General features: G+C 61.0%; 19 protein-coding genes. 4 read left to right on the top strand and 15 right to left on the bottom strand.

Annotated elements, in window-relative coordinates; all coding sequences use genetic code 11:
- Positions 1-18 precede the first annotated feature (18 nt).
- From AC27VU_RS11655 to AC27VU_RS11635, 5 genes are read right to left on the bottom strand one after another with little or no spacing between them, the layout of a single operon-like run.
- Positions 19-291, bottom strand: coding sequence for a DUF2160 domain-containing protein (locus AC27VU_RS11655; protein ID WP_003223760.1), 273 nt, complete (start codon positions 289-291; stop codon positions 19-21).
- Between the two features lie 10 nt (positions 292-301).
- Positions 302-1102 carry a carbohydrate ABC transporter permease gene (locus AC27VU_RS11650; protein WP_003223758.1) on the bottom strand — a complete coding sequence of 267 codons (801 nt, stop codon included), beginning with the start codon at positions 1100-1102 and terminating at the stop codon, positions 302-304.
- Positions 1103-1112: 10 nt separating this feature from the next.
- Entirely contained in the window at positions 1113-1979 is an 867-nt protein-coding gene (locus tag AC27VU_RS11645) for a carbohydrate ABC transporter permease (protein WP_003223756.1), read from the bottom strand.
- A complete protein-coding gene (locus AC27VU_RS11640; protein WP_488724110.1) occupies positions 1976-3085 on the bottom strand; it encodes an ABC transporter ATP-binding protein in 1110 nt (369 codons plus the stop codon). Before AC27VU_RS11640 ends, AC27VU_RS11645 begins: the two co-directional genes overlap by 4 nt.
- A complete protein-coding gene (locus AC27VU_RS11635; RefSeq protein ID WP_003223751.1) occupies positions 3085-4179 on the bottom strand; it encodes an ABC transporter ATP-binding protein in 1095 nt (364 codons plus the stop codon). Before AC27VU_RS11635 ends, AC27VU_RS11640 begins: the two co-directional genes overlap by 1 nt.
- 383 nt (positions 4180-4562) lie before the next feature.
- Here AC27VU_RS11635 and AC27VU_RS11630 point away from each other — a divergent pair, with 383 nt between their 5' ends.
- Positions 4563-6410: a sigma-54-dependent Fis family transcriptional regulator gene (locus tag AC27VU_RS11630; protein WP_488724109.1), complete on the top strand. Its 1848-nt coding sequence runs from the start codon at positions 4563-4565 to the stop codon at positions 6408-6410.
- Positions 6411-6663: 253 nt separating this feature from the next.
- Positions 6664-7536, top strand: coding sequence for an undecaprenyl-diphosphatase UppP (gene uppP / locus AC27VU_RS11625; protein ID WP_003223749.1), 873 nt, complete (start codon positions 6664-6666; stop codon positions 7534-7536).
- A gap of 64 nt (positions 7537-7600) precedes the next feature.
- Here uppP and cysS read toward each other — a convergent pair whose 3' ends face one another.
- Together cysS and AC27VU_RS11615 are read right to left on the bottom strand one after the other, a co-directional pair.
- Positions 7601-8983: a cysteine--tRNA ligase gene (gene cysS, locus AC27VU_RS11620; protein ID WP_488724108.1), complete on the bottom strand. Its 1383-nt coding sequence runs from the start codon at positions 8981-8983 to the stop codon at positions 7601-7603.
- A gap of 21 nt (positions 8984-9004) precedes the next feature.
- The gene (locus tag AC27VU_RS11615; protein WP_003223745.1) at positions 9005-10705 is read right to left on the bottom strand and encodes a glutamine--tRNA ligase/YqeY domain fusion protein; all 1701 of its coding nucleotides are present in this window, start codon (positions 10703-10705) and stop codon (positions 9005-9007) included.
- A gap of 250 nt (positions 10706-10955) precedes the next feature.
- On the opposite strand from AC27VU_RS11615, the gene AC27VU_RS11610 reads away from it, so the two are divergent.
- Both AC27VU_RS11610 and lpxH read left to right on the top strand, forming a co-directional pair.
- On the top strand, positions 10956-11462 hold the full coding sequence (locus tag AC27VU_RS11610; RefSeq protein WP_003223743.1) for a peptidylprolyl isomerase: 507 nt from the start codon (positions 10956-10958) through the stop codon (positions 11460-11462).
- Positions 11459-12211 carry a UDP-2,3-diacylglucosamine diphosphatase gene (gene lpxH, locus AC27VU_RS11605; RefSeq protein ID WP_045122383.1) on the top strand — a complete coding sequence of 251 codons (753 nt, stop codon included), beginning with the start codon at positions 11459-11461 and terminating at the stop codon, positions 12209-12211. The genes AC27VU_RS11610 and lpxH overlap by 4 nt, the downstream gene beginning before the upstream one ends.
- A 125-nt stretch (positions 12212-12336) precedes the next feature.
- On the opposite strand, the gene AC27VU_RS11600 is transcribed toward lpxH, so the two are convergent.
- From AC27VU_RS11600 to AC27VU_RS11565, 8 genes are all read right to left on the bottom strand, one after another.
- Positions 12337-13866 (bottom strand): DHA2 family efflux MFS transporter permease subunit, encoded by a 1530-nt coding sequence (locus AC27VU_RS11600; protein WP_003223741.1) that lies wholly within the window; start codon positions 13864-13866, stop codon positions 12337-12339.
- A gap of 166 nt (positions 13867-14032) precedes the next feature.
- Positions 14033-15235: an HlyD/EmrA/EmrK family protein gene (locus AC27VU_RS11595; RefSeq protein ID WP_103485344.1), complete on the bottom strand. Its 1203-nt coding sequence runs from the start codon at positions 15233-15235 to the stop codon at positions 14033-14035.
- A 14-nt stretch (positions 15236-15249) separates the two neighbouring features.
- Positions 15250-16719 carry an efflux transporter outer membrane subunit gene (locus tag AC27VU_RS11590; protein ID WP_103522140.1) on the bottom strand — a complete coding sequence of 490 codons (1470 nt, stop codon included), beginning with the start codon at positions 16717-16719 and terminating at the stop codon, positions 15250-15252.
- On the bottom strand, positions 16709-17191 hold the full coding sequence (locus AC27VU_RS11585; protein WP_045122382.1) for a MarR family winged helix-turn-helix transcriptional regulator: 483 nt from the start codon (positions 17189-17191) through the stop codon (positions 16709-16711). Before AC27VU_RS11585 ends, AC27VU_RS11590 begins: the two co-directional genes overlap by 11 nt.
- A gap of 237 nt (positions 17192-17428) precedes the next feature.
- Positions 17429-18748 carry a hypothetical protein gene (locus tag AC27VU_RS11580; RefSeq protein ID WP_488724107.1) on the bottom strand — a complete coding sequence of 440 codons (1320 nt, stop codon included), beginning with the start codon at positions 18746-18748 and terminating at the stop codon, positions 17429-17431.
- Positions 18749-18842: 94 nt separating this feature from the next.
- Entirely contained in the window at positions 18843-22517 is a 3675-nt protein-coding gene (locus tag AC27VU_RS11575) for a translocation/assembly module TamB domain-containing protein (protein ID WP_488724106.1), read from the bottom strand.
- Positions 22514-24241 (bottom strand): autotransporter assembly complex protein TamA, encoded by a 1728-nt coding sequence (locus AC27VU_RS11570; RefSeq protein ID WP_103485355.1) that lies wholly within the window; start codon positions 24239-24241, stop codon positions 22514-22516. The genes AC27VU_RS11575 and AC27VU_RS11570 overlap by 4 nt, the downstream gene beginning before the upstream one ends.
- A gap of 66 nt (positions 24242-24307) precedes the next feature.
- On the bottom strand, positions 24308-24958 hold the full coding sequence (locus AC27VU_RS11565) for a GNAT family N-acetyltransferase (protein ID WP_103485356.1): 651 nt from the start codon (positions 24956-24958) through the stop codon (positions 24308-24310).
- Positions 24959-25130 lie beyond the last annotated feature (172 nt).

The following is a 25130-nucleotide window of genomic DNA, read 5'->3' as shown; positions in this document are numbered from 1 at the left end:
ACGATTGCCGAGAGTCGACTAGCCCCAACGCATCACAAGCAACAGCCACACCAAAGACAGCGCGGACGCCGCCCAGATGCTCCAGTCGGTGACGCCAATGACCAGCAGATGCAGGTAGGCGCTGCCGAGAAGACCGATGAACAAGCGATCGCCACGAGTGGTGGCAATCGGCAGAAAACCTCGCCGCAGAATGCTCGGCGAACGCAATTCCCATGTGGTCATGCCCACCAGCAACAGGCCGATGGCGATAAAGAACCCCGCGGTGGGGGCGGTCCAGCTCATCCATTCCATCATGCGCTCCTCAGACCCGACCGAGGGCAAAGCCCTTGGCCACGTGGTTGCGAACAAACCAGATCACCAGCATGCCCGGCAGGATGGTCAACACCCCCGCCGCCGCCAGCACGCCCCAGTCGATGCCCGAGGCCGACACGGTGCGGGTCATCACCGCAGCAATCGGCTTGGCATTCACCGAAGTCAGCGTGCGCGCCAGCAGCAGTTCTACCCAGGAAAACATGAAGCAGAAAAACGCCGTGACGCCGATGCCCGAGCCGATCAGCGGGATGAAAATCTTCACGAAAAACTTGGGAAAGCTGTAGCCGTCGATGTACGCGGTTTCGTCGATTTCCTTGGGCACACCGGACATGAAGCCTTCGAGAATCCACACCGCCAATGGCACGTTGAACAGGCAGTGCGCCAGCGCCACGGCGATGTGCGTATCGAACAGCCCGATCGACGAATACAGCTGGAAGAACGGCAACAGGAATACCGCCGGCGGCGCCATGCGGTTGGTCAGCAGCCAGAAAAACAAGTGCTTGTCGCCCAGAAAGCGATAGCGCGAAAACGCGTACGCCGCCGGCAACGCCACACTCAGGGAGATGACGGTGTTGAGTGTCACGTAGTACGCCGAGTTGATGTAACCGCTGTACCAGCTCGGATCGGTGAAAATCACCTTGTAGTTCGCCAGCGTGAAGTTCTGTGGGAAAAGCGTCAGGCCACCGAGGATTTCGGTGTTGCTCTTGAACGACATGTTCAGCAGCCAGTAGATCGGCACCAGCACGAACAGGATGTAGATCAGCAGCGGAAAAAGCTTTGTCTTGCTCATGGCCGGGCCCTCAGCGGTTGGCGTCGGAATGGGTCATGGCGGTGTAGAACAGCCACGAGACCAGCAGGATGATCAGGAAGTACACCAGCGAAAACGCCGCCGCCGGCCCCAGATCGAATTGGCCTACGGCCATCTGGGTCAAGGTCTGACTCAAGAAGGTCGTGGCATTGCCCGGCCCGCCGCCGGTGAGCACGAACGGCTCGGTGTAAATCATGAAACTGTCCATGAAGCGCAGCATCACCGCGATCAGCAGTACGCTTTTCAGCTTGGGTAACTGGATGTGGCGGAACACTGCCCACGCCGAAGCCCGGTCGATCCGCGCCGCCTGGTAATACACGTCGGGAATCGCCCGCAACCCGGAGAAACACAACAGCGCCACCAGCGACGTCCAGTGCCAGACGTCCATCACCAGCACCGTGACCCAGGCGTCCATGGTGTTGGCCGCGTAGTTGTAGCTGATGCCCAGCGCGTTCAGGCTCGACCCGAGCAAGCCAATGTCGGCGCGGCCGAAGATCTGCCAGATGGTGCCGACCACGTTCCACGGAATCAGCAGCGGAATCGCCAGGATGATCAGCACCACCGACGACCAGCGCCCCTTGGTCGGCATGGTCAGGGCGATGGCGATGCCCAGCGGGATTTCGATCAGCAGCACGCAGGCCGAGTAGATGAACTGACGCAGCAATGAGTCGTGCAGACGTGGATCGAGCAGCACCTGGCGATACCAGTCGGCACCGACGAAGTAGCGGCTGGACTGGTCGAAGATGTCCTGCACCGAGTAGTTGACCACGGTCATCATCGGGATCACCGCACTGAACGCCACCAGCAGAAACACCGGCAACACCAGCCACCAGGCCTTGTTGTTCTGCACCTTGTTCATGGCTGCACCTCATCATCGGCTTCAAGCAGAAACTCATCGGCATAAACCATCAGCCACTGCGCCGGAAAACTGATGTACGCCGTGCCCTGCGGCACCGGTTTGTCTTCGGCCAGACGCACCTTCAACGGCGCGCCATCGAGGTCGAGGGTGAGGATCTTGTAGGTGCCGAGGTCTTCGACGTGGAGCACCCGCGCCTGCATCGCCTCATCAAACGGCTCGTCCCAGACATGGATGAACTCGGGGCGGATGCCGACCTTCAGATTTTTCCACTGGCCGTGTTCGATGTGTCGTTGCAAGGCGTCAGACAACGGCAGGTGCGTCGAGGCGAAACCGACCCCGCCCGGTTGCGGCTGCACCTCGATCAGGTTCATCCCCGGGCTGCCGATGAAGTAGCCGACGAAGGTGTGGCTCGGCCGCTCGAACAATTCCCGGGGCGTGCCGAACTGCACGATCTGCCCGCCGTACATCACCGCGATCTTGTCGGCGAAGGTCGAGGCTTCGAGCTGATCGTGGGTCACGTAGACCATGGTGATGTTGAACTGCTCGTGGATCTGCTTGAGCTTGCGTCGCAGTTTCCACTTCAGGTGCGGGTCGATCACCGTCAGCGGCTCGTCGAAGAGAATCGCCGAGACGTCGTCGCGCACCAGGCCACGGCCCATGGAGACTTTCTGTTTTTCGTCGGCGGTGAGGTTACGCGCCTTCTTGCCCAGCAGGTTTTGCAGGTCGAGGACTTCGGCGATTTCCTGCACCTTGCTGTGCACTTTCGCTTCGGCCATGCCCTGATTTCGCAGGGGGAAGGCGAGGTTGTCGAACACGCTCATGGTGTCGTAGACCACCGGGAACTGGAACACCTGGGCGATGTTGCGCTTCTCCGGGGTCAGGTCGTTGACCGCTTTGCCGTCGAACAACACATGCCCTTGCGAGGGGCTGAGCAGGCCGGAAATGATGTTGAGCAAGGTCGATTTTCCGCAACCCGAAGGGCCGAGCAAGGCATAGGCGCCGCCCTGCGCCCAGATGTGATCCATCTCGCGGATCGCGTAGTCCTCTGGCCCGCTCGGGGTTTTGCTGTAGCTGTGGGCGAGGTGCTGCAAACGGATTTCGGCCATCAGGCAACCCTCGCGACACGCCGGCCCGGTGCCTGCACCAGACGGCCCTGCGCATCGAACACGAACAGTTTGTGCGTCGGGATGTAGATGCGGATCGGCGCATCGACGTCGTATTCGTGAACCCCGGGCAGGTGCAGCACCAGCAGGAAATGCTCGTTGCGCACATGCAGGAAGGTTTCCGAGCCGCTGATCTCCGCCACTTCGACGGTGACCGCCAGTTCCAGATCGTCATCATTGCTCGGCACCAGCGAGATATGGCTGGGGCGCACGCCAAAGCGGAACTCGCCCTCACCCACCGGGCGCAGGTCGACGTTCAACGGGAAGTGCACGAAGTTGGCGAAGCTGACTTCGTTGCCGGCAATGCGCCCGGGCATCAGGTTGATCGGCGGCTCGGAGAACAACTCCGCCGCCAGCACGGTTTGCGGCTGGTGGTAGACCGAGGTCGATGGGCCGCTCTGGATCACCCGGCCCTCGTGCAGAATCGTCGTGGTGCCGCCCAGCGCCAACGCTTCGTTGGGTTCAGTGGTGGCGTAGATCGCAATGGTGTGGCGCAGCTTGAACAGCTCGCGCATTTCCTGGCGCAGTTCTTCGCGCAGCTTGTAGTCGAGGTTGACCAGCGGCTCGTCGAACAGGATCAACTCGGCATCCTTGACCAGCGCCCGGGCCATCGCCGTGCGCTGCTGTTGGCCGCCGGACAGCTCCAGCGGATAGCGCTGCAGAAACTTCTCGATGCGCAGCATCCGTGCGGTTTCCTGCACCTTACTGTGGATGATGTCCTTGGCAACACCGGCCTGACGCAACGGCGAGGCAATGTTCTCGAACACGGTCATGGTCGGGTAGTTGATGAACTGCTGATAGACCATCGACACATTGCGCAGGCGCACCGGGCGCTGGGTGACGTCGACGCCGTTCATCAGGATGCGGCCGCTGTCAGGCTTGTCCAGACCGGCCATCAGGCGCATCAGACTGGTTTTGCCGGACAGCGTGCGGCCGAGCAGAACGTTGAAGGATCCGGGTTCGAATGTCAGGCAGGCATCGTCGATCCAGGTCTGGCCCTCGACGGTACGGCAGACGTGCTCCAGGGTGAGTGACATGGCTCGGCCTTTTTTATTATTGGAGTCAAGCAACCTGTGCAGCAGAGCGACATTCGTGCCAGAAATGGCAAGTGGTTGATTTGTCTTGAAAAGCACCGAAAACGTGGGGAATCGGTGTTCATGACTGAACAGATTTGAACAGTCTGGCGATTGACAATGAACAATCGTGAACAACACTCTGTGAACGCTTTTTGCCCAGATTTCCTGAACACCGAAGATCCAATGTGGGAGCGGGCTTGCTCGCGAAGGCGGTGTGTCAGTCGATGTAAATGTGTCTGATATACCGCCTTCGCGAGCAAGCCCGCTCCCACAGTTTTGATCTGTGTTGGTTTTGAAAGCAGTGCCATAACAACAATAAAAATGCCCTTCAGAGGCCCACCACCATGGCCGCACCTACCCCGCCGCTGTCCCACGACGCGATCGTCCAGAGCTCCTGGCAACGGTGCCGCGCGTTCGGCCTCAGCCACCAAAGCAGCCCGGCGTTCGATCAATTGCCCGCCTCCGGCATCGCGCATTTACTCGACCGTCATCATTCACTGGTGCAGACCACTCACCAGGAGGTCCTGCCCTATTACGAAAACATCCTCAGCAACTCCAATTGCCTGATCATGCTCGCCGACCATCAGGGCCAAGTGCTGACATCGTGGGGCACTCAGCGTTTTATCGAACCGCACCTCGCCCGTGGGTTTAGCGCCGGGGCGAGCTGGATGGAGCGCTCCAGCGGCACCAATGCGATCGGCACTGCGCTGGCCTGCGAACAAGCGGTGCACATCGAACACGATGAACATTTCCTTAAGGCCAATCGCTTCATGACCGGCTCCGCCGCGCCGATTTTCGACGCCGAGCGCAAGGTCATCGCGGTGCTCGATGTGTCCAGCGACAGCTACCTGCCGCCCTCGCACACCCTGGGCATGGTCAAGATGATGAGCCAGACCGTGGAGAACCGGCTGATCCTCAACCTGTTCCACGGCCAGCACTTTCAACTGACCTTCAACACCGGGTTGAACAATCTCGACAGTCAGTGGGCCGGTTTGCTGATTTTCGATGAGAGCGGTCAGGTGCTGTCGGCCAACCGGCGGGCGGACAATCTGCTCGGCGTGCGCCTGTCGCGGGTCAGTATCGAGAGCCTGTTCAACGTGTCGCTATTGGAGCTGTTGAATCAGCCTGACGGCTTGCCGTTCGCCCTGCAGACCACCGGGCGCAACCGTTTTCAGTGTTTATTGAAGCGACCGCAACAGGCACCGATTCAGCCCCGGATATTTGCCGAACCCAAGCCCGCCGCAGCGCCGCTCAAAGTGCCGGGAACGATCAGCCTCAGTTCCCTGCATTTTGGCGACAGCCGCGTGGAAAAAGCCGTGCGTCAGGCCGAGCGCCTATTGGAGAAAGACATTCCGCTGCTGATCCACGGCGAAACCGGGGTTGGCAAGGAGGTCTTCGTCAAAGCCCTGCATCAGGCCAGTTCACGCAGCAAACAGGCATTCATCGCCGTCAACTGCGCGGCGATCCCTGCCGAACTGGTGGAGTCGGAACTGTTCGGCTATGAAAAAGGTGCGTTCACCGGTGCCAACCAGAAAGGCAGCATCGGCCTGATCCGCAAGGCGGACAAAGGCACCCTGTTCCTCGACGAAATCGGCGACATGCCGCTGCCGACTCAGGCGCGGCTGTTGCGGGTGTTGCAGGAGCGCTGCGTGCAACCGGTGGGCAGCAGCGAGTTATTCGCGGTGGACTTGCGAATCATCTCGGCGACTAACCGCTCGCTCAGGGAGCAGGTGCAACTGGGGCGGTTCCGCGAAGATTTGTACTACCGCATCGGTGGGCTGACCCTGGAACTGCCACCGTTGCGCGAGCGCAGCGACAAGGAGGCGCTGTTCAAACGCCTGTGGGAGCAACATCGCGAACCGACGCAATGGGCCGGGCTGAGCCGCGAGGTGCTGGAGCTGTTCACCCGTCATCCATGGCCGGGCAATCTGCGCCAGGTCAGCAGCGTGATGCAGGTGGCTCTGGCGATGGCCGAGGAACAACCGGTGCGGCCGGAGCATCTGCCGGATGATTTTTTTGTCGATCTGGAGATGGAGCCGGTGGAATTGGCGCCGCCGCTGGGAGTTGATCTGAACGATGCCGAGGCGTTGAGCCGCGAATTGCTGGCGGCTGGGGGCAATATTTCGCATCTGGCGCGGCGGTTGGGGGTTAGTCGCAATACCCTTTACAAGCGCTTGCGTCAGGCTGAGTGACGGGGTGGCTGAACCGGCCTCTTCGCGAGCAAGCCCGCTCCCACACTGGATTTTTGTGATGACTCATTTTTGTGTACGACACTGATCCCCTGTGGGAGCGGGCTTGCTCGCGAAGGCGTCAGACCAGTCACCCCACAACTATCAATCCGCCCCCATTGACCGAACCGACTAGACTGTGACGAAATGTTTCAGTTTTTCGCCATGCCATTGATTCAGACACCTCCCTCCTCCTGATTTTCACAGGATAAGTGCTTTGACCAACATCTGTTCCACCGGCCTTGATATCGGTTTCGCCTCGCTGGATTACCTGCAGATCGGCTTCCTCGGCATCATTCAAGGCATCACCGAGTTGCTGCCCGTTTCCTCCACCGCGCATATGCGCATCGTCCCGGCCCTGCTCGGCTGGCCGGATCCCGGCTCGGCGTTTTCCGCGGCCATGCAGCTGGCTGCACTGGCGGCGGTGGTCAGTTATTTCTGGCGCGACGTCAAGCAAGTGGTCGGTGGCAGCGTCGACGCGGTGCGCCAACGGGATTTCAACAACCGCTGGTTCATCCTCGCGGTGGCCATCGTGCTGGCGACCATACCCATCGGCATTGCCGGCATTGCGTTGTCCTCGACGCTCAACGCCTGCAACTCGCCCCTGCGCGGCCTGATGGTGATCGGGATTTCCTGCGTGGTCATGGCGGTTCTGCTGGCCGCTGCCGAACTGTCGTGCCGGCATCGGCGCACCGTGGACGAAATGCGTCTGCGCGATGCGCTGATCGTCGGCATAGCGCAGATTGGCGCGCTGATTCCCGGGGTGTCGCGCTCCGGCTCGACGCTGACGGCGGCGTTGTTTCTCAACTTCAAGCGTGAAGAAGCGGCGCGGTTCTCGTTCCTGCTCGGGCTGCCGGCCATCGCCCTCGCCGGTTTGAAAGAGTTGTGGGTGTTGTTCCATGCCGACCTTCCAGCCGCCGTTTGGGGGCACCTGATTTTCGGTCTGGTGATTGCCAGCATCTCGGCGTTCTTCGCGATCTGGGGCCTGATGCGCTTTCTGGAAAAATTCTCCACCTGGCCATTCGTCATCTACCGCGCGGTGCTGGGGATTTTCCTGATCGTCGCGGTCAGCACCGGGGCCTTGAGCTAACCCCACCCTCTAGATAAAACAAAACCCGCACAAGGCGGGTTTTGTTTTAACGCGGATCAAGCAATCAGTCAGCCAGACGCCAGGTCGTGCCGCCCTTGCCGTCTTCCAGCACCACGCCCATGGCGGTGAGCTGGTCGCGGATGCGGTCGGATTCGGCCCAGTCCTTGCCGGCGCGTGCCGCCAGACGTGCTGCAATCAGTGCGTCGACTTCAGCCGCATCGACACGCCCTTCGGCGCCCGCTTGCAGGAAGTCATCGGCTTCCAGTTGCAATACACCCAGCACGCTCGCCAGTTCTTTCAGACGTGCCGCCAGACCGGCCGCTGCATCGAGATCGCTGTCGCGCAGGCGGTTGATCTCACGCACCATCTCGAACAGCACCGCGCAGGCTTCCGGCGTGCCGAAGTCGTCGTTCATCACCGTGGTGAAACGCTCGACGAAGGCTTCGCCGCCGGCCGGGGTGACGCTCGGCAGGCCTTTCAGCGCGTGGTAGAAACGCTCGAGAGCGCCCTTGGCGTCCTTGAGGTTGTCTTCCGAGTAGTTGATCGCGCTGCGGTAGTGGCTCGACACCAGCAGGTAACGCACGACTTCCGGGTGGTACTTGTCGAGCACGTCGCGAATGGTGAAGAAGTTGTTCAAGGACTTGGACATCTTCTCGCCATTGATACGAATCATGCCGCAATGCATCCACGCGTTGGCGTAGGTCTTGCCGGTGGCCGCTTCGCTTTGGGCGATTTCGTTTTCATGGTGCGGGAACTCGAGGTCGCTGCCGCCGCCATGAATGTCGAAGGTCTCACCGAGGCAGCAGGTGGACATCACCGAGCACTCGATGTGCCAGCCCGGACGCCCGGCGCCCCACGGCGATTCCCAGCTCGGCTCGCCCGGCTTGGCGGCTTTCCACAGGACGAAGTCCAGCGGATCTTCTTTCGACTCGTCGACTTCGATGCGCGCACCGATGCGCAGGTCTTCGATCTTCTTGCGCGACAGCTTGCCGTAGCCCATGAACTTGGCGACGCGGTAGTACACGTCGCCATTGCCCGGAGCGTAGGCGTAGCCCTTGTCGATCAGGGTCTGGATCATCGCGTGCATGCCCGGAATATGATCCGTGGCCCGCGGCTCCATGTCCGGCTTCTTGATGTTCAGGCGCGCTTCGTCTTCGTGCATCGCCGCGATCATGCGCTCGGTCAGCGCGTCGAACGACTCACCGTTCTCGCGGGCACGATTGATGATCTTGTCGTCGATGTCGGTGATGTTGCGCACGTAGGTCAGGTCGTAACCGCTGAACCGCAACCAGCGGGTCACCAGGTCGAACGCGACCATGCTGCGGCCGTGGCCGAGGTGGCAGTAGTCGTACACGGTCATGCCGCACACGTACATGCGCACCTTGTTGCCATCCAGCGGCTTGAAGACTTCTTTGCTCTTGGTGAGCGTGTTGTAGATCGTCAGCACGTTAATTTCCTTGACGCAGAATCACTGGCCCCACGAATCACGCAGGGTCACGGTACGGTTGAATACCGGCTGACCTGGTTTCGAGTCCTTGATGTCGGCAACGAAGTAGCCTTCGCGCTCGAACTGGAAACGGTCTTCCGGCTGTGCATTGCCCAGCGATGGCTCAGCACGACAACCGGTCAGCACTTGCAGTGAGTCAGGGTTGATGTTGTCGAGGAAACTCGCGCTGTCTTCGGCCTTCTCCGGGTTCGGAGAACGGAACAGGCGATCGTACAGACGCACTTCGCACTCGATGCTGGCAGCCGCCGGCACCCAGTGGATCACGCCTTTGACCTTGCGGCCTTCAGGGTTCTTGCCCAGGGTGTCCGGATCGTACGAGCAACGCAGCTCGACGATGTTACCGTCGGCGTCCTTGATCGCTTCGTCGGCACGGATCACGTAGCTGCCACGCAGGCGCACTTCGCCGTTCGGCTCTAGGCGCTTGTAGCCCTTTGGCGGTTCTTCCATGAAGTCATCGCGGTCGATGTAGATTTCACGGGCGAACGGCAGCTTGCGCACGCCGAGTTCTTCTTTCTGCGGATGACGCGGCAGTTCGAGGTTTTCGACCTGACCTTCCGGGTAGTTGGTGATCACGACTTTCAACGGACGCAGCACGCACATGGCGCGCGGGGCGTTCGCGTCGAGGTCCTGACGGATGCTGAACTCGAGCATGCCGAAGTCGACCACGCCGTCGGAACGGTTAGTGCCGATCATGTCGCAGAAGTTGCGGATCGAAGCCGGCGTGTAGCCACGGCGACGGAAGCCGGACAGCGTCGACATGCGCGGGTCGTCCCAGCCGTTGACGTGCTTTTCATCGACCAGTTGCTTGAGCTTGCGCTTGCTGGTGATGGTGTAGTTCAGGTTCAGACGGCTGAATTCGTACTGGCGCGGGTTGGCCGGCACCGGCAGGTTTTCCAGGAACCACTCGTACAGCGGACGATGGCTTTCGAATTCCAGGGTGCAGATCGAGTGGGTAATGCCTTCGATGGCGTCCGACTGACCGTGGGTGAAGTCATAGTTCGGGTAGATGCACCACTTGTCACCGGTCTGATGGTGATGGGCGTGGCGGATGCGGTACATGATCGGGTCGCGCAGGTTCATGTTCGGCGAGGCCATGTCGATCTTCGCGCGCAGCACGCGGGCGCCGTCCGGGAACTCACCGGCACGCATGCGTGCGAACCAGTCAAGGTTCTCTTCCACCGAACGGTCGCGGAACGGGCTGTTCTTGCCCGGCTCGGTCAGGCTGCCACGGTATTCCTTGGCCTGCTCAGGGGTCAGGTCGTCGACGTAGGCCTTGCCGGCCTTGATCAGCTCGACCGCCCAGTCATGCAACTGGTCGAAATACTGCGAGGCGTAGCGCACTTCGCCGGACCACTCGAAGCCCAGCCATTTGACGTCGCTTTCGATCGCGTCGATGTATTCCTGGTCTTCCTTGGCCGGGTTGGTGTCGTCGAAACGCAGGTGCGTCACGCCACCGAACTCCTGGGCCAGGCCGAAGTTCACGCAGATCGACTTGGCGTGGCCGATGTGCAGGTAGCCGTTGGGCTCAGGCGGAAAACGGGTGACGATCTGGGTGTGCTTGCCCGAGTCCAGGTCTGCCTGGATGATCGGCCGCAGGAAATTGACCGGCACGGCAGGGCCGGACTTGGCATTCGAGGTAGGGTCGACAGTGGGCTTGCTCATAGGATCCTTGACTTACATGTGCGCGGCCGCAAAGGGGGCCAGACAAAACAAAGCCGCTATCATAGCCGATGCTGTCAAGGGCCTGACAGAGCGCGGCCTATAAAGGAGCGCATTTAATCGCCGGGATATGAAAAACAGCCTCGAAATTCGCGCCTGTCACGCTAAACTGCGCACCTTGGCCGATGCAGGCTGAACCGGTCATGGGGCTGAATGTCCCATAACCACGAATTCCTTATAAAGAGTAGCGATCATGACTCAAGTCAAACTGACCACCAACTACGGCGACATCGTCATCGAACTGGACGCGGAAAAAGCGCCGATCACCGCTGCCAACTTCCTCGAATACGTTAAAAACGGTCACTACGAGAACGTGATTTTCCACCGCGTCATCAAGGGTTTCATGATCCAGGGCGGCGGTTTCGAGCCTGGCATGCAGGAAAAGAAAGACAAGCGCCCGAGCATCCAGAACGAAGCCGACAACGGCCTGAAGAACGAGAAGTACACCCTGGCCATGGCCCGCACCATGGATCCACATTCGGCCTCGGCGCAGTTCTTTATCAACGCCACCAACAACAGCTTCCTCAACCACACCGCCAAGACCGCTCAGGGCTGGGGTTATGCCGTGTTCGGTAAAGTCGTTGCCGGCACCGATGTCGTCGACAAGATCGAAGCCGTTGCCACGACTTCCAAGGCCGGTCACCAGGACGTGCCGAAAGACGACGTGATCATCGAGAAAGCCGAGATCATCGAAGCGTGATATTGCTGATTTCAGACTTGCATCTGGAAGAGGAGCGCCCGGACATCACCCGGGCGTTTCTGGATTTGCTCGCCGGACGCGCCCGCTCGGCGAGTGCGTTGTACATCTTGGGCGACTTTTTCGAGGCGTGGATTGGCGACGATGCCATGACGCCCTTCCAGCGTTCCATCTGCCAGGCCCTGCGCCAATTGAGCGACAGCGGCACGGCGATTTTTCTGATGCACGGCAACCGCGACTTCCTGCTCGGCAAGGCCTTCTGCAAAGAAGCCGGCTGCACGCTGTTGAAGGACCCGAGTGTCGTGCAGTTTTACGGCGAGCCGGTGTTGTTGATGCACGGCGACAGCCTGTGCACCCGCGATGTCGGCTATATGAAGCTGCGGCGCTACCTGCGCAACCCGATCACCCTGTTCATCCTGCGCCACCTGCCGCTGAGCACCCGCCACAAACTGGCGCGCAAGCTACGCAGCGAAAGCCGTGCGCAGGTGCGGATGAAGGCCAATGACATCGTCGATGTCACGCCGGAAGAGATTCCGCGGATCATGCAGCAATACGGGGTGAAAACCCTGATCCACGGCCACACCCATCGTCCGGCGATCCACAAGCTGCAGCTCGGCGAGCAGGCGGCGAAGCGGATTGTGCTGGGGGACTGGGATCGTCAGGGTTGGGCGTTGCAGGTGGATGAGAACGGGTATGCCCTGGCACCGTTCGACTTCGCCCCGCCACCACAACTGGCAGCACCTGCCAACTGACACAACACAAAACCCAATGTGGGAGCGGGCTTGCTCGCGAAGGCGGTGGTTCAGTCGACATCTCTGCTGAATGACACACCGCTTTCGCGAGCAAGCCCGCTCCCACATTTTTGACCGCGTTTTGCTTAGTGACCGCTGGCGGCCGGGCCGGCCTTGGCAGCAAACGGCGGTTTCGCCAGCCACACAATCAGAATCAGCCCCATGAACCCCCAGCCCAGCAACGTGAAGTAATCCACGGTGGAGAGCATGTACGCCTGGCTGGTGAGGATCTGATCCATCTGCGCGTACGCCGATTGGCTCGCGCCGCCTAAATGATTCAACGTCTCGCGGGTCGCCGGCTCGAAGGTGCTGATGCTTTCGCTCATGTAGGCATGATGCTGATTGGCGCGGCGAATCCAGATCCACGTGGTCAGCGATGCCGCAAAGCTACCGCCCAGAGTCCGCAGGAAGGTGGCGAGGCCAGCGCCGTCGGCGATCTGGCTCGGCGGCAGGTCGGACATCAGGATGCTCAGGGTCGGCATGAAGAACAGTGCCACGCCGATACCCATGAACAGCTGCACCAGGGCGATGTGCTGGAAGTCCACCTCGTTGGTGAATCCGGCGCGCATGAAGCAGCTCAGGCCAATCGCCAGGAACGCCAGACCAGCCAGCAGGCGCAGGTCGAACTTGTTCGCGTACTTGCCGACAAACGGCGACAGCAGCACCGGCAGAATCCCGATCGGCGCCACCGCCAGACCGGCCCAGGTCGCGGTGTAACCCATCTGCGTTTGCAACCACTGCGGCAGGATCAGGTTAATGCCGAAGAACCCGGCGTAACCCAGCACCAGCACCAGCGTGCCGATGCGGAAGTTGCGGTAGGCGAACAACCGCAGGTTCACCACCGGATGCTGGTCGGTCATTTCCCAGATGACGAACACCGCCAGGGCGATCACCGAAATCGCCGCGCCGATGATGATGAAGTTCGATTCGAACCAGTCGAGATCATTGCCCTTGTCGAGGATCACCTGCAACGCGCCGACGCCGATGATCAGCGAGATCAGGCCGACGTAGTCCATCGGTTGGCGACTGGTTTCCACCGGGCGCTTGGCCAGTTGCGAGCGCACCACCATCACCGCAAAGATGCCGATCGGTACGTTAATGAAGAAGATCCACGGCCAGCTATAGCTGTCGGTGATCCAGCCGCCGAGAATCGGCCCGGCAATTGGCGCAACCACCGTGACCATCGCCAGCAATGCCAGGGCCATGCCGCGCCTCGCGGGGGGATAGACGGCAATCAACAGGGTCTGTGTCATCGGGTACAGCGGCCCGGCCACCAGGCCTTGCAGCACACGGAAGCCGATCAGTTCCGGCATCGACGTGGAGATACCGCAGAGAAACGAGGCCAGCACAAACAGAATGGTCGCCCAGAGAAACAGCTTCACCTCGCCGAAACGCCGACTGAGCCAGCCGGTCAGCGGCAGCGCAATGGCGTTGCTCACGGCAAACGAGGTGATGACCCAGGTGCCCTGCTCCGAACTCACGCCCAGGTTGCCGGAAATGGTCGGCAAGGCCACGTTGGCAATGGTGGTGTCGAGCACTTGCATGAAAGTCGCCAGCGACAGGCCGATGGTGCTGAGCAACAGGCTGGGCGGCGTGAAAGAGGCGTTATTGCTCATTGTGAATCCTATGAAACCGGGTTGACGCTATGGGAGCGCGCTTTTTGTGGCGAGGGAGCTTGCTCCCGCTGGGCCGCGAAGCGGCCCTAAAAGCTTCACGACTGCTTCGCAGCCGAGCGGGAGCAAGCTCCCTCGCCACAAAAGCCCGCACCTGAAGGGTGTGACCTTAGCGTTGCGCGGTTTTGCTCACCGCCGCGCTGTTGTCGTGGATCAGCTGCGCAATCATCGCGTCGGCTTCAGCCAGTTGCTGCTCGTAAACGTTGGTGGTGAACGAGGCCTTTTGCGGCGGTTGCTGGGCCAGCACCGGACCGCTCTGGTCATGCAGGTTCACTTCAACGTTGGTCGACAGACCGACCCGCAGCGGATGCTTGGCCAGCTCTTCGGCGTTGATGTGAATCCGCACCGGCACACGCTGAACGATCTTGATCCAGTTACCGGTGGCGTTCTGCGCCGGCAACAGAGCAAACGCGCTGCCGGTACCGGCGCCGAGGCTGTCGACGGTGCCGCTGTACTTCACGCTGCTGCCGTAGATGTCAGACTCGATGTCCACCGGTTGGCCGATGCGCATGTCACGCAGTTGGGTTTCCTTGAAGTTGGCGTCGATCCACAGCTGATCCAGCGGGATCACCGCCATCAGCGCGGTGCCCGGCTGTACGCGCTGACCGAGTTGCACGGTACGTTTAGCGACGTAACCGGTGACCGGCGCAATCAGGGTGCTGCGAGCGTTGGTCAGGTAGGCCTGGCGCAGTTCAGCAGCAGCCTGCATCACGTCCGGGTGCGACGAAACCACGGTGTCATCGACCAGCGCGCTGGTGGTTTTCAGTTGCTGTTTGGCGTTGGCCAGGGCGTTTTGCGCCGAGGTCAGGTCATCGCGGGCGTGGGACAGTTCTTCCTGGGAAATCGCCCCGCCAGCAGCGAGGTTTTTCCGGCGGTTGTAGTTGTCCTGAGCCTTCTGCACTTCAGCCTGTTGCGCGTTGACCTGGGCTTTCATGCCGTCGACGTTGCTGTACAGGCCGCGCACCTGACGCACGGTACGCGCCAGTTTCGCCTGGGCACTTTGCAGGCCGACTTCAGCGTCGTTAGGGTCAAAGTTGATCAGCACCTGGCCTTCGTGGACCAGATCGCCATCGTCAGCGCCAATGCTGACCACGGTGCCGGTGACCAGCGGCGTGATCTCAACGACGTTGCCGTTGACGTAGGCGTCGTCGGTGCTTTCGTTGAAGCGCCCGATGAATTCGTGATACGCCCACACGCCGGCCCCGGCGAGCAGGACCACGACGGCCAGCACCAGCAGCATCACTTTGCGCTTGCGTGGATTACCGGTGTCGGGGGTGTTGTCTTGAGTTTGAGTGTTTTCGGCAGTGGCCATGACAAATACCTGAATTAGTTGTGCGACGTGGCTGGGGTGGCGTTGGCTGCGGTCAGGGTTTCACCCTGAAAGCCGCCGCCCAGCGCTTGCATCAGTTGAATCGACAGGTCGATCTGCTCGGCATTGAGGTTGGCCAGCTGACGCTGGGCCTGCAGCAATTGCTGCTCGATGCTGAGCACGTCCAGGTAGTTGCCGATGCCGGAACCGTAACGCTGGACGACGGTGTTGTAAGAGTCCTGGGCAATCTCGGTGGCGTGTTGCTGCGCCCCGATCTGCCGGCCGATGTCACGCAACTGGTTGATCGTGTCGCTGACATCACCCAGTGCTTTCACCAGGCTTTTGTTGTACTGCGCCACCGCCAGATCGTAATCGGCGTCGCGCGCATCAAGGTTGGCGCGCAGGCGCCCGCCGTCGAAGATCGGCACCGAGATGGTCGGGGCGATGCTGAAGAAGCGACTGGCCGACCCGAACATTGCGTCACCCAACAAGGATTCGGCACCGGCAGACGCCGTAAGGTTCAGGTTGGGATAGAAGCGGGTTTTCGCCGAGTCGATGTCTTTGCTCGCCGCCTCTACGCGCCAGCGCGCAGCGACCAGATCCGGACGCCGACCGAGCAGTTCCGCCGGCAACACCGACGGCACCGCCACGGCGCTGGCTTGCAGGACTTTCGGCCGGGCAATTTCGTTGCCGCGATCCGGGCCTTTGCCGAGCAGCACGGCCAGGGCGATTTTCGCGCTGTTCAAGCGTTTTTCGGCATCGATCAGGCTGGCTTCGGAACTGGCTTCCAGACTCTGGGTTTGCTGGAACTGGTACTGGCTGTCGATCCCGGCACTCAAGCGGCGCTGGCTCAGATCGAGCATCTGTTTGGTGCGTTTCAGATCGTCGTTGGCCAGGTCGTAGACGATGTGCGCCTGTCCCAGATCGCTGTAGGCCCGGGCCACGTCGGCGGCGAGGGTCAATTGCGCGGCCTGACGGTCGACTTCCGCAGCGCGGGCCTGACCGAGAGCGGCTTCCCAGGCATCTCGCTGGCCGCCCCACAGGTCGAAGTTGTAATTGAACCCGGCGCTGATATTGCGCACGGTGGCATAGGCATCGCCCTTGCCCAGCGGATCCTGGTCCTTGGCCAGCCGCGAGCGGCTGATACCGGCGCTGGCGTCGAGGGTCGGGTAACGCTCAGCATCGGCGGCATACGCGGCGGCGCTGGCCTGATGGGCGCGGGCTTCGGCGATCTGCATGTCCGGGCTGTCGTGCAGGGCTTCGCGGATCAGACCGTCGAGTTGTGGGTCGCCAAGGCTGGTCCACCAGTCGCTTTTCGGCCATGCCGCCGGCGACAGGGTCACACCGTTGAGGGACTGGCCGACTTTCAGGCTTTTCGCATCAAGATTTTTGCCTTGAGTGTCGAGGCCACTGTAATTGGCGCAACCGGCAAGGATCATTGCCGACAGCACCAGGGTCAGGCTGCTGCGCAAGGTTTTACTGCTCATTGTGTTCACCTAAGCGCTGGATGGTGATCGGGTCACCGGCGGCCAGCAGGATTTTCTTGAGGATGTATTCCAGGGTCTTCAACTCGTCCGTAGTGACGGCGCCGGCCAGTTCATTCATTGCATCGGCGCCGATGTGCGGCAGACGATCGGCCAGTTGCTGGCCCTGCTCGGTGAGTTTGAGCTGCACCTGACGGCGATCGCCTTCGCTGCGTTGGCGAGCCAGGAAACCTTTCTGTTCCAGACGATCGAGCATGCGTGTCATCGAACCGCTGTCCAGCGACAGATGCCGGCACAGCTCGGCCGGAGTATCGACGCCGTACTGGGCCATGATGATCAACACCTTGAACTGCGCGGCGGTGATGCCGTGGGGGTCCATGTGGGTGTCGATGATCTTGTCTTTGAGCAGCGCGGCACGGCCCAGCAACAGGCCGAGATGGCAATGCTTGAATTCGTCCGGGGTGAAATGTTTCATGTGCTCACCTAATAACTGCCTAGGCAGTGAATGTATGTCGAGATGTTACTGCCTAGGCAGCGAATGTCAACGTAATAGTTAGGTTGCTTTGTAATTAGTTGACCAGTGGACTGGGTTTTTGTGTTGCCCGCACTGACGCTTTCGCGAGCAAGCTCGCTCCCACAGGGATCTCATGCATACATGGATCAATGTGGGAGCGAGCTTGCTCGCGAAGGCAGCGACTGGGTGTAACGTCGGTCAGGATTTGTCGGAAGGATGCACAGATGGCGGCTGGAGGGGATGCACTTCACGCCCGCGCAAGGCCGTCAGCGCATAACCGCAAGCGCGTTTGATCACCGCATACATGCTGTGCCAGCCCGGCGGTGCGGGCTCGATCGCGGCATGCAGCGCGAGTGCATAGTCGAGCACCAGACCGGGCGTCCAGGCCATGACTTCGGCGCGTTTACGCACTTGCGCCGCCACCCAGAACTCGGGGCTGAGGATCACTCGGGCGAAGTCGAGCATGCTCGAATGCCCGCGATTCATCGCCCCTTCAAGGGCCGCTTCGAGGCTATGGGCGACGGCACTGGAACAGTTGCGGCTGGTGAGGTTGTACGTGCTGTTCTGCCGGTATTCGCTCCAGAACGCCTGCAGTCGCCGGGCGTCGTAATGAGCAAAACTGACCTGAACCGAAGACGGACACCAGTCCGCCACCTCACCCGCATAGTCAGGCAGGAACCGGCCGGCGACATCATTGTTCGGCGTCGCCCGCAGCAATCGCACGAAATCCCCCGCCGAACGATCGATGTCATCCAGCGGGTAATGGCTGATGTAAATGTCCGGGCCGCATTCCAGGGCCGCGTGGCCGGCAGAAATCACACCGTTGATGTCGACCGCTGCGATATAACGATTGAGCAGGCGGTTGCGCACCAGAGTGTCATCAACGGTGCCGCTGGGTGTCCAGACATGGATCACCAGCGCGGTGCTGGGGGCCGGCCCACCGACCGAGGCCGGACTCGCCAACGGTGGCTGGTGCTTGAAGCGCAGTGACTGGCGCAACAACGCGCAGCCCGAAAGAAAGATGCTCATGCCAATGCAGAACGGCACCGTGCCCTTATACAGCGTCGGATACGGTTCGAGGATGAACAGGCCAAAGGTGATTTCGAACAATCCGGTCAGCAGTGACAGTCGCCAACCGACAAAACGCACCACCACCGCCGCCGCCAGCCGAAAGCCGCCATCGAGCAGAAACGCCACACCGAACAGCACTGCCAGAATCAGGCTGGCGACATGTTGCCGGTCGACGATCAGCAGCCCAAGCAGCAGGAACGCCAGGCCGCGGGCCTTGCGCAAAGCGGCGGCGGTGCCGGTCTGCGGTGCCGGCACCAACAGAATGATCAGAGCCTCGAGCAACAGCAGATAGCCAAAGACATGCAGCGGAAAATACAGCACGCCGTCCAGCGCATCGATGAAGATCGCCACCCCGGCCGCGCCCCAGACAATGCCGGTCAGCGCCAGCGTCGACCAACGCTTGCGGACAAAGTCATTACCGAGCAAGACCATACTCAAGCGGACCATAGGCGCAACCGGCAAGGTTTTGAGGGTTCGGTGAGTCTAATACATCCTGAAAAAACCGGATCGCAGCGTCACGACCCGGCTATTGGCCACGCTCTCAGAAATCGCGCTTATAGAAGATATCCAGCGAACTGGCGACACCGCTGGCGGCTTCGAGATAAACCTTCTTGCTCAGCTTGTAACGCAGCGCAATGGTGTTGGCCGGTTCGAACACACCGACGCCATAACGCAGGCTGAGTTTCTCGGAGATATTGCCGCTGGCGACCACGCTGGTGGTGTTGCCGCTGCCTTGGGTGTCGAGTTGGAAGTCCTGAATCCCCAGGTCTTTGGCCAGACTGCTGGTGACCCCGGAACTGCCCATCAAGCCGAGGCCAAGTGCTGCCTGGGCAAGCATGTTGTTGTCCTCGCCGTTGCTGCTCAACGGACGACCGAGCACCAGATAAGACAGCGCCTGCTCCTGGCTCATGGCCGGCTCGGAGAAGATTTGCGTGGTCGGCTGCTCGGCGCTGCCGCTCAGACGAATACCGGCGATCACGTCGTCGGTCTGGCGGATCGCTTCGATGTCCAGATACGGCTGGTCGATGGGACCAGCGAACAACAGCCGTGCACGCCGAACCGTCAGGCGCTGGCCGTAGGCGCGGTATTTGCCGTCGTTGAGCCACAGCTCGCCACGGGTGTCCATGTTGTCGCCGATGTGCACATGACCTTGCAGGTTGGCGGTCAGGCCGAATCCGGCGAAGCTGAGTTTGTCGTCACCGACCACCACATCAATGTCCATCTTCATGGCCATCGGCGGTTTACCCTCCTCGGTCTGCGCACCAACGATGATCGTGTCATCGGAGACTTTAACCGTGGAGGGCGGCAGTTCGCGGACGGTGATTTCGCCTCTGGGTACCAGCACTTTGCCGGCAATCTTCAGCTCGTCGCCGGCCATGGAGATTTTCAGATCCGGCGCCACTTCCAGCTTGGCATACGGCTCGACGGTGACCGGCAATTGCGTGCCCTTGAGCGCCACATCGACCATCAGCGCCTGACCCCAGGCGACATTACCGTTCAGACTGCCCTGCCCGGTCTTGCCACTTTTCCAGCCGCCGTCCAGACGCACGGACTCGCCGGCAATCACTGCTTGCAGTTGCAGGTCTTTGAGTTCCATCGGCAGCTCGGCGCCGGAGACTTCGCCGTCGCTGAGTTTCACCGTGCCGTTGACCAGCGGCGCCAGCAGCCCGCCGGAAATCGTGCCGCTGCCGTTCAGGCGCCCGGTGAGTTTCTCGACCATCGGTACAAACGGCCGCGCCACCGACAGGTCCAGGCCGGAGAGCCGGAACGAGCCGTTCAACGGCTTGTTTTTCGGCAGCGGATTGAGCTGCGCCTGCACCATCAATTCACCGAGCTTGCCGCCGACGAAATTGAGATCGGTGTCGATGCGCTTCGGTGTGAGTTTGCTGGTGAGCTTCAGGGTCTGGTACGGGAAGTCCAGCCACTGATCCTTTTCCTTCATGCGCAAGATGCCGCCGCTGGCGTCGACGCTGACCACGCCATTCGGGCCGCTGGCCGGCAGATCCAGTTGCAGATCGGCGTTGAGCTTGCCCTGCCAGGCGAAGTCTTTGGGCAACCATTGTGCGAGGCTTTCGATCGGGAACTGCTTGAGGTGGTAGCGCAGTTTCGGCTCGGGCAGCAGCCGCTGGTCTTCACCGCACAGGCTGGCATTGCCGGACATCCAACAATGCGCGCCGAAGTTGATCTTGCCGTCAGCCAAACGCTCCAGTTTGGCCGGGTTCTGCAGTTTCCAGTCCTGACCGCCGGCCTGAATATCGCCGCTGGCCAAACGACCGCGCCAGTTGCCTTTGTCCAGATTGCCGTCCAGACCGAGGGCCAGTTTCAGCTTCGGCCCAAGCAGGTCGAGGTTGAGTGTCTGGCGCTTGATGTCGCCCTGAGCGCTGGCGGTCAACACGCCGAGGTTGGTATCGCCGGCCTGAATGCCGCTGCCCTTCAAGTCGATCTTCGCCCGTTGCGCACTGTCGAGCGTGGCGTCGAGGTTGAGGCTTTGCAGACGATTGTCCTGGAACGCCAGTTGCGAACCTTGCAGGTCGAGCTTGCCTTGCGGCGCCTGGAGCGTGCCGGCGACATTGACCTGACCGTTGACCTGCCCGCGCAACTGCGGCCAGAGCTGGGCCAGACGCGTCAGCTTGATGTCGATCTGGCCAGTGAGTTTCTGTTGCAGGCTGCCCTTGCCGCTGATGCTGTTGTCGCCGAGGCGGATTTGCAGGGCGTTGAGATTCCACTGTTCGCCGACGCCGTCAGCCTTGGCTTGCAGCACCGCCGGTTGTCCGCGCAGTTTGCCCTTGAGGTCGAGGTCGGCGGTGATGCTCAGGCGCTCGTTCTTCATTTCGCCTTTGCTGCGCAGCGGCCCGGCCAGGGTGCCCGGCAACTCCGCGACCCAGTACGCCGGGTTCAGCGCCGAAAGATCCAGCGCCGTGTCCCAGGCGATGCCGTCGGCGAACTGCACGTTCACGTGCCCTTCAGCCTTGCCCTGACCGGCCTGCATTTTCAGTTGCGGCAACGCGATCTGTTTCAGGCTGCCACTGAACGGACTGCTCAGGCTGAACGCCCCCGCCGGGCCATCGAGGTCGGCGGCGAAGTTACCGAGGTATTGGCCATCGGTGTAGGAGACTTCGCCAGTGAAGGTGCGCAAGGCGACTTGCGGCTCGTCAATCTCGGGATACAACCGGTGCCACGGAAAATCCTGCCAGTTGATGTTGGCCTGAGCGCTGAGGCCCTTGCTCCAGTCAACGCTGCCGGTGAGTTTGAGACTTTGCTTGTCGTTGGCACTGAGGTCGAGGCCGGCGATCTGCGCGCCGCTGGCATCGACCTTGCCTTTGAGCAGCAACGCCACCGGGCCTTTTTCGGCGGGCAGCGTGGCGTTGCCGAGCAATTGGTAACCGTTTTTCAGGTCACCTTCCCCGGTCAAAACCAGTTGATTGAATTGCAGAGTGTCCGGCAGATCGGCGCTCGGTTTGAATGCCTCGGAGGTGATGCGCACCCTGGCCGGGAGGTTTTCTGCCAGCGGCTGCAGCTCGCCGCTCAACTGGCCGTCGAGGTAGCCACGGCTGTCGGCATGCAGGTTGAGAGTTTTCAGCAGATCGCCGTCGACTTTCAACGCCAGTGTCCATGGGCCTGCGCCCGGAGACGGCAGGGTCAGGTCACCGGTGATGTTCAGCGGCCAGTTGCCGGTCGGTTGCAGCAGGCCGGAGAGGTTCAGGCTCAGATCGTCGCGCTGCAGTTTCACGCTATCGATCTGCATACCTTGGGCGGTCCAGTGCGCCGCCAGTTGCAGGCCCTTGAGCTGCTCGCTGCCGTTGAACAGCAGGCTGCCGACCTGCACGTCACCCAGTTCGATGGCCACCGGCAATTGCAGATCCGGCAGTTTGATCGGGCCGCTCTCGCTGGTTTCTTCACTCGGCGGGAATTGCAGGATCACCTGATCAGCCTTGAGCTGTTCGATGCACAGCGTCATGCGGGTCAGGCACAGCGGCGACCAGGCGAAGATCGGCCGGTTCAGTTCGACCCGGCTGCTGCCCTGCTGCCACAGCAGGTGGTCGGCGCTCCATTGTCCGCCGAGACGGCCCTGGAAATTCTCCACGCTCAGACCCGGCACCAGGCCCAGCGCCCAACGGCTGCCGGCCTGCGTTCCGAGTACCGCGCTGATGCTCAGTACGATCAATAACACCAGCGCCAACAGCGCCAGAGCGGTAATTTTCAAACCACGCTTCACAGCTCAGGCCCCATGGAAAAGTGCAGCCGGATGCCGCCGTCGTCGTCCAGCGCGTGAGCCAGGTCGAGGCGGATCGGCCCCACCGGCGAGACCCAGCGCACACCGATACCGACCCCGGTCTTGAGGTTCGGCAGTTCGAGTTTGTTGAAGGAGTTGCCCTGGTCGACGAAGGTCGCGACCCGCCATTTTTCGGCGATCGAATATTGATATTCGACGCTGCCGGCGACCATGTAGCGTCCACCGATGCGGTCGCCTTCAGAGTTTTTCGGGGACAGGCTTTGATAGTCGTAACCGCGCACGCTTTGGTCGCCACCGGCGAAGAAGCGCAGCGACGGTGGCACCGAGTTATAACCGTTGGTGGCGCTGCCTCCGACCTGCACCCGGCCGAGGAAGCGGTGGTTGTCGAACACGGTGGTCAGGCCTTTGATCAACGCCGTGCCATACAGCAGATTGTTGTCAGAGCCGAGACCTTCCTTCGCCACTTTGCTTTCAAAGGTCAGGCGATAGCCGTTGTGCGGGTCGATGCGGTTGTCGCTTTTCAGGTACGAATAACTGATACCGGGCATCAACAAGGTACTGAGACCGGAGTCGTCACCGAGCTGATATTCCTCACGCTGCCATTTCAGCGAGATGACCCGCTGCCAGCCGCTGGGCAATTTGCTGTGCCATTCCGGGCCAAAGGTCAGCAGCTTGCTCAGGGTGTCCGAGCCGTCGATGTCTTCATATTGATAACCACCGGCCCAGCGCAGTTTGTCGGTCAGCGGTGGATCGAGCGGGATGTCATAGAACAGCCCGACGTTCTGCCGTGGCGCCGACAGCTCGGCTTCCCAGCCGTAACTGTCGCCCTGCGGGTTGACCCAGTGGCGGGTCCAGTTGGCCTTGATCCGCGGGCCGACGTCGGTGGAGTAACCGAGGCCCAGGCCCATGGTGCGTGGCTTGCGCGTGTCGAGTTTGACGTCGACCGGGATCACATCGTTTTTCGCCGCCGTCGGCGCAGCATCGACGCGCACACCTTCGAAATAGCCGCTCGATTGCAGGTCGCGATTGAGTTCGGCGATCAGCTCGGAGTCATACGGGTCGCCGGCCTTGAACGGCACCATGCGTTGCAGCAGGTCTTCGTCGAAGGGTGTGTCGCCTTCAAAATGGACTTTGCCCAGCGCGTAACGCGGGCCGCTTTCGTAGATCAATTCGACGTCGGCCACCCCGGCTCGCGGGTCGACCAGGAGTTTCTGACTGGTGAAATGGCCACTGAAGAAACCGAAGCGCGAGGCCTGGTTCTGGATCAGGCGTTTGGCGTCTTCATAACGCCCATGGTTGAGCACCGCGCCGGACTTGAGCGTGTCGCTGCTCGGCACACGAAAGGATTTGAGGGAGGCGGCAGGCCCGTCGACGCGCACGGTGACGTTGCGCAGGCGAATCGGCTCACCGGGATCGATGTTCAGCACCAGACGCGGTTTTTCACCGCCCTTGACGTCACTGTCGATCTGCGGCTGGTAATAACCCAAGGCCTGCGCGGCTTTGCGCGCCTGCTCCTCGGCCCCGCGACTGAAGCGCAGCAAGGCTTGTTCGTCACGATCGCCGAGGCTGCCGATATAGCCTTCTATATTGGCCTTGAGTTCGTCGTTGGACGGTTTGATCCGCACGTCCAATTCACTTTGCGCCAGCGCCGCGCAGCTGGTTAACAGCATGAGCACGCCACTGGTAAATCTTCCTGGAAACTTCATAGGCGCGGATGCTATCACGGGCTTGGGAGCGTGATAGAACAGGAAATTTCCGAAAAAGTTCTACGGCTAAGCCATTGCAGTTTGTAACACCTGCGGATTGGCGTGGAAAAACACGTGCTCGCGCACCGGGCCGACGGCCACTTCACCAATCTCCTCATAACCCTGACGTTTGTAGAATTCCAGGTAGCGCGGGTTGCCGGTGTCGAGCACCACGCCTTGCGAGGTTTCGTCCACTGCGCACCAGTTGTGCACCGCCGTCAGCAACTGCTCGCCGAAGTGTTTACCCTGAAACTGCGGATGAATCCCCAGCAGCGGCAGCATGTGCACCGAATCGCTCGGCACGCAGGCGGCCACCGCATCGTGATATTCCAGATAGCGCCGGGTGCAACGAAATCCGGTGCTGAGCACCATGCGCAAGCGCCACGCCCAACTCTCGGTAATCCCAAGACGACGCTGCGGCGGCGCAATCAGGGCGATGCCGATCAAACGGTCGTTGACCAGCAGGCCGATGGCCGGCAGATCCTGCAGAAAATGCTGCTTGACCAACTCACGCACCGTGGCCCGCACGCGTTGCTCGTAGCCCGGCCGTTCGGCTTCGAACAGATAGCCGAAAGTCGGCTCGTGGCGATAGGCCTGATACAGCAGCGATCGGGCTTCGCGCGAGTAACCGCGGTCGAGCATGTGGATGTCGGCGATGGCGGTCTGGGTTTCAGGCATGACGGTGATTCTCCCCCGGGGCGCGGCTCAAATGGCTGCGCTCTTGTTGGTACGAACCTTTTGCGGGTGGCACAGTTCCCCACAGGTATAGACCAAGCCGTGAGCTTCATCGACTGGGCGGGCCTCTTCGCGAGCAAGCTCGCTCCCACATTTGGAATGCATACCCCTGTGG

The sequence above is a fragment of the Pseudomonas sp. 14P5.3.2 genome (assembly GCF_057799175.1).
The sequence above is the reverse complement of the archived record's forward strand: the minus strand, read 5'-3'. Positions and strand labels throughout refer to the sequence as shown.

Coding starts and splice junctions, on each gene's coding strand:
- AC27VU_RS11645 (WP_003223756.1), bottom strand. CDS start 1,979: ATGAACAAGGTGCAGAACAACAAGGCCTGGTGGCTGGTGTTGCCGGTG.
- AC27VU_RS11585 (WP_045122382.1), bottom strand. CDS start 17,191: ATGAAACATTTCACCCCGGACGAATTCAAGCATTGCCATCTCGGCCTG.
- AC27VU_RS11640 (WP_488724110.1), bottom strand. CDS start 3,085: ATGGCCGAAATCCGTTTGCAGCACCTCGCCCACAGCTACAGCAAAACC.
- AC27VU_RS11650 (WP_003223758.1), bottom strand. CDS start 1,102: ATGAGCAAGACAAAGCTTTTTCCGCTGCTGATCTACATCCTGTTCGTG.
- AC27VU_RS11655 (WP_003223760.1), bottom strand. CDS start 291: ATGGAATGGATGAGCTGGACCGCCCCCACCGCGGGGTTCTTTATCGCC.
- AC27VU_RS11610 (WP_003223743.1), top strand. CDS start 10,956: ATGACTCAAGTCAAACTGACCACCAACTACGGCGACATCGTCATCGAA.
- AC27VU_RS11595 (WP_103485344.1), bottom strand. CDS start 15,235: ATGGCCACTGCCGAAAACACTCAAACTCAAGACAACACCCCCGACACC.
- AC27VU_RS11580 (WP_488724107.1), bottom strand. CDS start 18,748: ATGGTCCGCTTGAGTATGGTCTTGCTCGGTAATGACTTTGTCCGCAAG.
- AC27VU_RS11630 (WP_488724109.1), top strand. CDS start 4,563: ATGGCCGCACCTACCCCGCCGCTGTCCCACGACGCGATCGTCCAGAGC.
- AC27VU_RS11570 (WP_103485355.1), bottom strand. CDS start 24,241: ATGAAGTTTCCAGGAAGATTTACCAGTGGCGTGCTCATGCTGTTAACC.
- AC27VU_RS11600 (WP_003223741.1), bottom strand. CDS start 13,866: ATGAGCAATAACGCCTCTTTCACGCCGCCCAGCCTGTTGCTCAGCACC.
- AC27VU_RS11635 (WP_003223751.1), bottom strand. CDS start 4,179: ATGTCACTCACCCTGGAGCACGTCTGCCGTACCGTCGAGGGCCAGACC.
- AC27VU_RS11590 (WP_103522140.1), bottom strand. CDS start 16,719: ATGAGCAGTAAAACCTTGCGCAGCAGCCTGACCCTGGTGCTGTCGGCA.
- AC27VU_RS11565 (WP_103485356.1), bottom strand. CDS start 24,958: ATGCCTGAAACCCAGACCGCCATCGCCGACATCCACATGCTCGACCGC.
- AC27VU_RS11615 (WP_003223745.1), bottom strand. CDS start 10,705: ATGAGCAAGCCCACTGTCGACCCTACCTCGAATGCCAAGTCCGGCCCT.